Annotated in this window: 1 protein-coding gene; it reads right to left on the bottom strand. The window is 60.8% G+C overall.

Going from position 1 to position 11,627, the window contains the following annotated elements; translation table 11 throughout:
* Complete coding sequence (locus DQ393_RS29315) at positions 1 to 11,619, bottom strand: hemagglutinin repeat-containing protein (RefSeq protein WP_112345168.1); 11,619 nt, start codon at positions 11,617 to 11,619, stop codon at positions 1 to 3.
* Positions 11,620 to 11,627: the final 8 nt, after the last annotated feature.

Raw genomic sequence — 11,627 nt, forward strand, 5'->3', positions numbered from 1 at the left:
TTAGCGGAATTTGAGTTCAACACGGGGAAGCTTAGGATTTACACCCTGAATTTTTGGGCTCCCAGCGATATCGATGGTCCAGCGAGCACCTGTACTTCCCGCCGAGCTCGAGATTGATCGCAATGTAATCCGCGTTCCATCTGGTGAAGTAGCCGTGAAAATTCCTGAAACGCTTGTGTGAGGAGTTAACGCTCCACCGGCAAGTTTTTCAGCATAAGTCAATATCTGAGCATCAGTCAAAGCTTGACTGTCAAGAACTATGGTTGTCCCGCTGGTATTTCCGCCAGAGCCAACGTTAACCTGTACTCCTTCGATGTCGAGTGAATTCAGGGGATTATTTTTATTGTACAAATTCGCCAGGTCATCAAAGCAATTATTATGTACCCAAACGGCCTGGACTTCCTCATTGGTGGCCTGCTTGACAAAATAGGTATGGAAGTCCGCAATCGTCAAATTGTAGGCGTCAAACGACTTGTCTTCGATGCGGACGTTGACGACCGAGTTCCAGCGTCCATCGGCATCGAGCAATTTTTCGCCTGACAGAAGGTCGCCTGCAGCAATCCATGCGCCATTTTTGATCGGTCCCTTATAGCGATACCCCTCGGGCAACGCTGCCGGGATCGCTCTTTTTTCCGAGAGAACCGCGAAGAACGGATGGTTCATCGTCGTTATGATGGTCTGCTGACGACCGTTCGTTTCGGATTTGACGGTCAAATAAAGAGTTCTCGCGTGCTCCTCTTGAATCTTAGCAAGAGCAAGCTTGTAACCTTCGTGCCCTTCCTCATCACGCGACCACACTAATGTCTTACCAGGGCGAATCTGGCTGATCGCCGTAAAGCCGTCGATGGTCTTGACCAGTGTCGCACCGTCAAACGAGCAAGCCGCCCCAAAAACATTGTCGACAGTCTCATTCGTTTTTGGGTTGAAGCTTTTGTTGTTGAGGGCGGCCAGATCTTCATCGCTAGCAGCAAGTGCAGCCTTGTTTACGCGCAGCTGATAGATCATCTCGCCGCCGACATAGGCAACACTGACGACGAGAACACCAGTCTCGACGTAATTCTGCCATTTCTCAGCCTCCTGCTCATCGATACCCATGCCCGTCAAAGCAAGCATGGCAGCTGTTTGAGCCTTCTTACCCGTCAATGCCTGCGGCACGGTTGAGGTGAGATGATTTACTGAAACCGCGGCATTGAGCGCGCCTATCGCACACGCGGCGCCAAACGACGCTGCGCAAGGGCCAATACCGTAGGCAACACCCATCGCATCGAGGAAGGTTTTGATGCCACCATTGCGCTGGCTGATGTCGAGCAGAGCCTCTTGGATGGCCACATCGGCGGATTTGCCATTGGCCACCTCAGCCAGATGCTGCGCCAAGATGACATCGTACGGGATGAACCCATCCATGCCGGCAAGCGCTTGCGTTGCTGCCGTTGAATCATCAGCGGTGCCGTTGACGATGTCGACCGCCGTCGGAATGTTCAAGTTGTTATATGCGTTCACGAACGATTGCAGATCGCTAATCATTGACCTGCAGGCCGACGAAGATGGATCGCTGGTGCAGACACTGATCAGGGTCGCTGTGTTCGCCTGCGACATCGCCAGATAGAACGCCAAGCGGGCGTTCTCGACCGTACAATTATCGGTAGCCTTGCACTCTCTCGCTGCGCGATAGGCGGCGATGCCGTTCTTCCGTTGTTTGTCATTCAGGTAATTATATTGGTAATTGGCCGCACCATAGGCTGCTCCTTCGCCGCCACCGACGGCGCCGCCTACAATGGCACTCAGACTCTCACCAATCAGCGCAGCAAGCTGCTCACGATCAGCGGCCGACAGGCTGCTGTCTTTCACCATGCCGTCGATGAGCCGCTCGATCGCTGGTGCGAGTAGTGTGGTTGTCGCTCCGCCGAGTGCGCCCTTAAGCGCGCCCTCCCAGCCATTGACGCCGCCGAGCAAACCAGCGCCGATAGCGTGTAAGAGCGCCCGGCCTGCACCGCCCTCATCCCACAAGGCATATTCTTCCGGTGTATTAGCATGGTCTCGAAGTTCACTAGCGATCTCACCCGCGAGCGTTGCCATGGTCTTCTGAGCCGCCTGCAAATCCGCCTGCGTCTTATACTGCTGGCGCAGGATGTTCTGCAGGTCCGGCAAGCCGGGCAGCGAGGTGTTGGTGTTGTCCGTATCGCGGCGGATCGTGCCGATGTCCTGCACCTGGTGCGCGGGATCGGTGATCGTGATGCCGATATTGCCGCCGATGGCCGAATAGGCCTTGCCGGTCTCCTTCTCGCCGGCCTTGACGGGCGGAGCGATGGTGAGCCCGCTAGTGCCGATCCCGCCGCCATAGGTTTCGGCCTTCCAGGTCGAATGCGTGTCGATATCCGCAACCGTCAGGGTGCCGGTGGAGAAGGAGTTCTTGTCCGCCGTCGCCTCGCTGGTAATCAGCCCACCGACAAGCGACGTCTGACCTTTGACATCGATGTTGAGGCCGCCGGTGCCTGCATGGATGCCCGATTGTTCGGAGACGAGCACCGCATCGCCCTTGGCCTTCTGCACGGTGCCGGAGACGCCGGTGTTGCCAAAGCCGATCTGGCCGGAGACATTGAACTGATCGGCCTTGGCCTTCTGCGTATCCAGCTGGCTTTCGATCGTCAGGTTCTTGACATCGATCGCAACCGAATTGCCGGCAACCGTCGCCCCCTTCAGCGCGAGATCGTTGGTGACGATGGTGACATCGCCGGTGCCGTTCACATGCGTGTTCGTATGGCTGGTGCCGGAGGTTTCGGAGCCACCCTTGCCGTAGGAGGCGTTGACCCCCACGCCGGTCTCCTGGCAGCCGCCCTTGCTGGTGCAACCAAAGTTGACGCCGACGCCCACGCTCCAGGATTTGTTCGAGCTGGTCGAATCCGACGTGCCGGTGGCGGCGTTGAGGTTGATGTCGCCATTCGCCGCCGACAGGAAGATGTCGCCGGTCAGCGGGTCGCCGGAAACCGTGGGGATGCCGTTCTTGTCGTAGCCAGCCAGGATCTGCGCGCCATCACTGGTGATGGAGCCCTTCTCGGCCTCCATGGTGATCGAGCGACCGGCGCGAATATCCGTCACCACCGGGGTCGAGGACGACGAGGACCAGCTGCTTTCCTGATGATTGACACCGGCATTGATGCCAATACTGAAGGAAAGCCCCTTGCCTGCATCAAAATTCTCCGAAGCGGCCTTTAGATCCTTGTAGGCCTGATAGAAACCGAGGCCGGCAATGGCCGTATTGGTCAGCGCATTGACGCCGCCGCTGTCGGAAAGGCGCTCGGCCGAGTTCATGATGCTTTGGGCCGCCTTGCCAATCTGGCTCGTCACCGAGATAGTCACACCGGCAAAGGTCTTCTCATGCACCTCCTCGTAATTGGTGACGTCGTTGGCCGAGAGCAGATTGATATTGTTCTTGGCAAAGAGATTGACGTCGCGCTCGGCCGAAGCGCTGGTCGCCTGCAGGTTGACATTGTTGCCTGCCGAGATGTTGAGATCGCGGCCCGCCGCCAATGTCGATACCGCATTGGTATCGGACTGCTGCGCCTTGCTGTCCTTGGTTGACTGCGCACCAATACCGATCGAGAAGCCGCCATTGCCGGCGGAAAGTGCAAGACCGAAGCCGGACTTCTTCTGCTGCTGGGACTGTGACGAGCTTTCGGCGCCCGGGGTCACATTGACGTCTCGGGCCGCCGACAGGTTGATGTCACGATCGGCACTCACGGACGAACCCATGATATTGAGATCGGTCGTCCTTGCCGTCAGGTTGACGTCTTGACCAGCCGAAAGCGTCGAGCCGATATTGTCCGTGGAAGATTGCTGGCCCTGCTTTTCATTCTTGCCGTAGAGCGAGATGAAGCCGCCGCCGGAGCCGACGAAGAGGCCGGAATCCCTGCGCTTGCTGTCGGACTGGTGGTTTTCCTGCGCGCCGATGATCGAGACGCTTTCGCCGGAGACGTTCAGCGAGCCATCGGCATTGACCTTCGAACCGACAATGGCCGCCGCCTTGCCGGCATCCAGATTGACATCGCCCGAGGCTGAAAGCTGCGAGCCGATGGTCGTCTCGTTATAGCCGTCATAGCTCGAGCTGCCGCTGCGCAGGAAACCCTTGCGCTTGGCACTGTCATGCTCGGTCTCGGTGTCCTTGCCAGCGGTGACGATCAGATTGCCGCCGGTCTGGACATTGAGATCAGCAACATGCGTATCGTCGCCAGCCGTCACCTTCGAGGCGGAGACCGTGGTGTCGCCGCCGGAAATGATCGTCACGCCGTCCTTGCCGGAGAGTGACGAGCCAGCCGCCGTCGTGGTCTCGAGATGACCGGAGGCATTCTCCTTCGTCGAACCGAAGAAACCGCTCTTCTTGCTGGAGCTTTTGACATCGAGGGTTGCGCTGTCGGTCGCTTCAGCGATGGTGACGTTCTTGTCGGCCTGGATACCCAGCAAGCCTTCGGCGGCCATGGTCGAGCCGATGACGTTGATGTCGTTCTTGGACTTGGCGACCAGATCGCCACCCGCCGTAATCGTCGAGCCATTATGTGTCAGCTCGGACGAGGAATTTTTGCCGAACGTCGAGTTCGACTGGCTCTGAGACGTGGTGACATTGATGTCGCCGTTCGAGGTCAGGCCAACATTACCCTTGGCCATCAGATCGGAACCAGAGATCAGGACACCCGTGTTGGCGTTGACCCCAGCGTCACCGCTTGCGGTGATCGCGAGGTTGCCGCCGGCCGAGAGCTGCGAAGCCTGCTGATCGGTACTGGTCGTCTTGGTGTAGCCGTCGTCGGTGCGACGGGCGACATCGGTGGAGACGATATTGACCGCTCCATTCGTAGCAGTCACCGAAAGATTCCCACCCGACTTTGCGGAGGATCCGATGATGTTGACGTCATTATTGCCGACGATGGTAAGATTGCCGCCAGCGGTGACACGGGCGCCCGTCGCATTCTGCTGGCTACCATTATCAACCTTGACAGCAGCAAGGTTGACATTGGTGCCGGAAAGCTGGGCATTGCCGCCTGCGACGATCTTGGTGCCCTGCAAGCTCAGCGTACCGCCCGCGGCGATCTGCAGATTGCCGCCAGCCGACACGCCGGCATTGGTGTTGACGACATTCTGGCCGCCGATGGTCATCGTCTGAGCGGCAAGCGTAATGCCATTGGTGGCATTGAGGTTCATGTTGCCGCCGGCGAGGAAAGTGCCGCCATTGGCCTTGATCTCGGTCGCATTGATGGTCATGCCATCCGCTGCGGCAATCGCACCGGAATTGTTGACAGAGCCGGCATCGATGCTGACGCTGTTGCCGGCAATGACGGCGCCGCCTGCATTGACTTTCGCCTTATCAGCGGCCGAGAGATAGACGACCGGCACCAGCACCTGCGCGCCGTCGACGATCTGCGTCTGGTAGATCACCATCGACTGGGTCAGCGATGCGGCCTGCTCCGGCGTCAATGCTTGCCCGAGAGCAAGCCCGTTCGCCTCGGCATAAGCGACGCCGTTGTCGAGCAGCGTCTTCATCTGGTCGGTGGCATTGTTGCCGGGGATGAAGGATCCCGCGCCAAGGCCATCGCCCACCAGCTGCCGCATCTGTTCGTCTACCAGCTGATTGTCGAAATAGGCGTCGCCGAGGAAGGGAACCTTGGTCTCCGGCGTATAGCCAACTCGGCCGATGAAATAACTCGAGCCGTAGAACTTCGACACGTCGAGGAAGGCCGCCCGTGTCTCGAACAGGAAGATCTGGCCCGGCACCGTGCCGCCGACGCCGCCCGATTGCGGCTTGGCAAGCGAGGCGAGTTCCGCGCCATTGACCTGCAGCACCTGGGCAAGATTGCCGCTGCTGCCGAGAGCAGCGGTGAGCTTGCCCATCAGGCTGTTCGGACTGATCGCAGCGCCGCCAGTCGTCAGGCTGCCGGAGCTGATCGAAGGGCCGCTGGCGAGCGTCACACCATTGCCGCTCACCGAAGCGCCGACGTCTGCCGTCAGGCCGCTGCCGTTGGCCGTCGGGCCGCCGGCGATCGTCGTGCTGACGGTTGCCAACGATGGACCACTACCGACGCTCGCGCCGCCATTTGAGGCGAAACTGCCTAGCGCGGCATTGACGTTGAACAAGGCGCCGCCGGCCGTCATGCCATTCAGGGCCGACAGAGGATCGCTCGATGTCGAAGGCGCACTGACGGCCGCGCCGCCACTCGTCGAACCGAGCGACGTATTGTTGACCGTACCGAAATTGAGGCTCAGGGCGTGGGCCGCCTTGAGCGTGCCAGCCGCGCCGCCGATAACCTGCGATCCCGAGACGATCGACGTGCCGTTGGCGATATTGCGGGAAGGATCGGCCGTGCCATCGGCGTTGTAGGCCGAGCAGGCGCTCTGAGCGCTACAGGTCAGCATCGTGGTGCGATTGAGGACGACGCCTTCGTTGGTGAGCGTCGATCCCTTGAGCGTCGCATCACCGCCGGCCTCGATCCGGCTGTAGGAATTGGTGAGGTTGGTGGCATCGACCGTGAGATTGCCGCCGGCGCGGATCACCGCCTCGGGGCTCAGCGCACTGGTGAAGCGGTCTTCATAAACCGACTGCGATATGTTGGACGTCGGATCCCAAGTGTAGGTCGTGCTCGTATCCGAACCGTTGCGCACGACCTCATCGACGATGAAATAACGCGAGGGATTGTTGGGATCGAGGATGGGATTGCCGTTGGCATCCTTGGGAACGCGGGCCTTGATCCAGTCGAAGATCGGCCGAACCTCCGTCGGACCACTGCCGCTGACCCAGGTCCAGGCGTGATAGGAGGTGCCATCGGCAAGGGTTGCGACCGAATACAGCAGCGGCTGGTAGTCAGAAAACTGCCCCGGATCGACCCCCGCATAAAGCTGGAACATATTCTGGTCGGTCGATTCCAGATAGGCGAAGGGTTGGCCCGCGACCGCTGGATTGAGCACGAAGGTACCGACAACCGCACCGGAGGAGACCAGCTGACCCGTCACCCAGGTCGGCGTCGTCGATCGCCTGTTGATGAGATTGCTGGTGAGTATCGACATGTCACCACCAGACTGAATGAGACCGGACACATTGGTGACTGCCGCATTGCGCTGACCGGCGGTCGTCCCCTGGATGGTCAACCCGCCATCGGAAACGATAGCGCCCTGGTCATTGGTCAATGTGCCGCCGACGAGGAGGTTGGCGTTGCTGCCGGCAAAGACGAGGCCGGAGGGGCTGTTGTAGAAGTCGCCAGCGACGTTGAAGGTCAGATTGTTGCCGGCGGCAAGCTGACCGGTATTGCCGAGCGACGGCAGGTTGAGCGTCAGGTCATGCGCGGCAAGCAACGATGTGTTGGCGGTGGTGACGAGGCCTGCGGCAGAGATGGCGATGTCGCCGGAACCGCCGGCGACGCGATCACCGTTGCCGGTGACGCTGGAGGTGACGGTGCTGACCTCGGCATTGGACAGATCCGCATTGCCCGACAGATTGAGCGACAGGCCGCCGAAGACGAGATTGCTGCCGGACAGATTGGCGGAAGAGCCGTTGACAATCAGCGTACCGCCGCCGGCAATCCGGCTACCCCGGCTGCCGGAGAGATCGACGACACCGGTATTGAGCGTCAGATTGCTGCCGACACGGGTGGTGTTGGTATAGGCGATGGTCCCGGGCGCCGTGAGCGTGGCGCTGCCAAGGCTCTGCAGGCTGTTGTAACCGATGTTCTGCGTTGCCGTGGCGGCAAGATTGCCGCCCGAAAGCAGAGAATTGGCGCTGATGCTGCCGCTCGAGGCTGAGAGCGTCATCGCGCCGGTACGCTGCAGCATCAGGCTGCCGCCGGCCGCGGCACGGGTGGCGGTGAAATCGACGCCGGAGACCAGCGTGTCGATCGCCATCGATCGGGCGGATAGATTGGCGTTGCGGCTGGCAAGCGATTGGCCGGTGAGCGTGATCGCATTGCCCGCGGTGATCGTCAGATCGCCGTGGGAGACGGCATTCGCGCTGACATTGTTCGCCGCGTTGGCGGTGATGCTGCCGGCAGCAAGAAGGCTGTTGAAAGAGATGTCGCCTGCCGTGGCTAGGAGCGTGAGATTGCCGGTCGGACCAAGAATAACGTTCCCGGCGCCCGATTGGTCCATCGCCGCAAAATCGACACCGGCCGCGATGACGTTGCCGCTGACGGCAGATCCGGTGATCGAGACGTTGCTGGCGCCCAGGAGCTGCCCGTTGATCCTGATTGCGCCAGGACTGGTGGTCGAACCGATTGCGACGACGCCATGGCCCGTGATGTCGCCGCCCGTAAAGGCGCTCGCCGCCACATCGAGATTGCCGGCGACGATCAACGTATTGGCGGTGGCGCTTGCCGCATTGATGGTCAGATCGCCGCTTGCTTCGAGGGCGATGGCACCGTTTGAGGAGTGCGCGGTAGCGGCAAAATCGACGCCCGTGACGGCCTGATTGATCTGGACGGATGAACCGGACAGCAAGACATCGCCCGCACCGAGGAGCTGGCCCGAGACATTGACGCTGCTGCCGGCGGCAAGGGTAATGTCGCCATGGCCGGTCACGGCATTGGCCGCGATGGTGGCCGCCTGCGCGTCGATATTGCCGGCCGATAGCATGGTCTGCGCGGTGATGCCCGCAGAAGCGGTAAGATTCATATCGCCGGCAGTTCCGAGCACTATACCGCCGCCGGCGGCATTGGTGGCGGCAAAGTCGATGCCGGAGATCAGGATCGGGGCGCTGATACTGCCGCCATCGATCGTGAGATCGCCTGCGGCCAAAATCTGGTTGCTGACATCGACATTGCCGACGACATCAACCGTCCCGTGACTGGTGATGCTGGCGGCGATGAGGTCTGTCGCCCTTGCCGTGACATCGCCGGCCGACAGGATGGTTCCAGCCGTGATGTTGCCGGAGGCGGTCAAGCTGGTCTTGCCGGACTGCGCCAGCACGATGCTGCCGCCGGCGGCGTTGGTGGCGGAAAAGTCGATGCCGGAGATCAAGGTCGGTGCGCTGATGCCGCCGCCATTGATCGTGAGATCGCCTGCCGCCAGGATCTGGCTGCTCACATCGACATTGCCGACCATGCCGATATTGCCGTGGCTTGTGACACTGCCCGCCTGGAGATTGGCCGCCTTTGCCGTGATGTCGCCGGCCGAGAGGATCGTGCCGGCCGTTGCATTGCCGGAGACGGTGAGGTCCGTCGCACCGGTCCCTCCGAGCATGATGCTGCCGCCGTTCGCTGCGGTTGCCGCAAAATCCACGCCGGAGACCAGAAGTCCGGCGTTGAGGCTGGCGCCATCGATCGAGAGATTGCCGGCCGACAGTACCTGGCCACTAGCGTCTATGCGACCGCTGGCCTTCAGGTCGGTCCTGCCATGGCTTGTAATGCTGCTTGCCGTCAGATCGATCGCTTGCGCGGTAAGATTGCCCGCCGACAACAACGTGCCGATGGTGAGATTACCGCTCGAAAGCAGCGACACATCGCCACTCGAAGTCTGAACGATGTTGCCGTTGGCGGCAGCCGTACCGGCGAAATCGACACCGGACACGATAGCGCCGGCCGCGATGTTCGGGCCTGAGACACTGATGTTTCCGCCACCAAGGACTTGGCCGTTGACGGTGGTGGTGCCGGCGAGCGTGATATCCTTGTGCCCGGTGATGGTGGCGGCCGTCACGCTGGCTGCGTTGATGTTGATAGTACCGGCGGCTTCCACAGTCGATGCAGAGAATCCGCCACTGAGCCGCGCAGCCAGATTCCCGGTCTGGCCAAGAACGATATTGCCACCGGATGCATCCGTTGCGGCGAAGTCGATACCGGCGACGACAGACTGTGCCGACAGGCTTTGACCGGTGATCAGGACATTGCCGGCCGCGAGAATCTGGCCGGTGATGCTGGTCGCGCCATTCAGCGTGGCATCGCCATGGGCAGTGACGGCATCCGCGCTCACGGCCGTACCGCTGGCCGAAAAAGTGCCAGCCGAGAGCAATGTGCCGGTCTTGATCGCACCGGTCGAAGCAAGAGTCAGATTGCCGCTTGTCGTCTGGACGATGTTCCCATTGGCGGCTGCCGTTGCTGCGAAATCGACGCCCGAGACAATGGCGCCGGCTTTGATGCTCGAGCCAGAGATACCGATGTTGCCGCCGCTAAGCATCTGCTGATTAACGGTGGTTGCCCCGGCGAAGGTGATGTCTTTATGACCTGTGACGGCATCTGCCGTCACAGTCGCGGCATTGACGTTGATGGCACCGGCGGCTTGCATCGTCGACGCCGAAAATCCACCACTCAACTGAGCTGTCAGGTCCCCAGCGCGATTGCCTGCAATCGTCGCGGTCTGACCAACAACGATATTGCCGCCGGCGGCGTTAGTTGCGCCGAAGTCGACGCCCGCAACGACGGTCTGCGCTGCCAGACTTTGGCCAGTGATCAGCACGTTACTGGCGCCCAGGATCTGGCCCGTAACGCTGGTGGCACCCCGGAGCGTCACATCGCCATGCGCCGTGACGCTCCCGGCCGTGATAGTAGACCCGGCCGCATTGAGGCTACCTGCCGAGAGTAGTGTGCCAGTGTCGATGTTGCCCGCGGCGACAAGTGTCAGATTGCCGCTTGTCGTTTGGACGATACTTCCGTTTGCGGCTGCCGTTGCTGCGAAGTCTACACCCGAGACCGCGGTACCGACCTTAATGCTCGAGCCAGAGATGCCAAGGTTACCGCCGCCAAGCAACTGGTTGGTGATATCAACGCGACCGCTTGCGGTCGTCGTGGCGACACCGCCAGCTGCCGTGCCGGAAAGGCTAATATCCTCGTGACCGGTAATCGCATCTGCAGTGATGGACGCGCCGCTGACGTCGATGGCACCCGCAGCCTGTATGGTCGGCACCGCAATGGCGCCATTGACGTTCACCGTCAAATTCCCGGCGTGGCCAAGGACGATATTGCCGCTGGCCGCATTGGTCGCATCGAAGTCGATGCCGGAAACGATGGTCCGAGCCTTCAAGCTCTGGCCGCTGATCAATACGTTGCCGGACGCAAGGATCTGGTCCGTCACGCTGATCGCGCCGCCGAGCGTCATCTCGCCATGGGCCGAGATATTGCCGGCCGTGACCGTCGCGGCACCGGCAGTGAGATTGCCGGCAGAGAGCAAAGTTCCAGCGCTGAGCGCGCCAGTGGCCGTCAATGTCAGATTGCCGGTTCCGGCTGATGGTGCGCCAAGCACGACGCTGCCTCCGGCCGCATTGGTGGCGGCAATGTCGACGCCGGAGACAATAGCGTCCGCCTGGATGCCAGAGCCGGAAACGCGGACATTGCCGCCGCCGAGGACCTGACCGATGATATCAACACTGCCGCTTCCGGCTCCCGCACTGGTGGCGCCTGAAAGCACGATGTCCCTGTGGCCGGTGATCGTGTCGGCGGTGATGGTCTGGCCGGTGGTATTGATCGCGCCGGCTGCAAGCACAGTCCCTGCCTGTATGGCGCCAGCACTGTCGTTGATCGTCAGATCACCGCCACCCGCACTGAGCACGATATTACCGCCATTGGCTTTGGTCGCGGCAAAGTCGACGCCGGAGGCGAGAAGACCGGCGCTGACACCATTGGCGTTGCCATTGATGGTGATATTGCCCGCGCCGAGCAATTGGTTGG

The sequence above is a fragment of the Martinezella tropici genome (assembly GCF_003287875.1).
GTDB classification, from domain to species: domain Bacteria; phylum Pseudomonadota; class Alphaproteobacteria; order Rhizobiales; family Rhizobiaceae; genus Rhizobium; species Rhizobium tropici_C.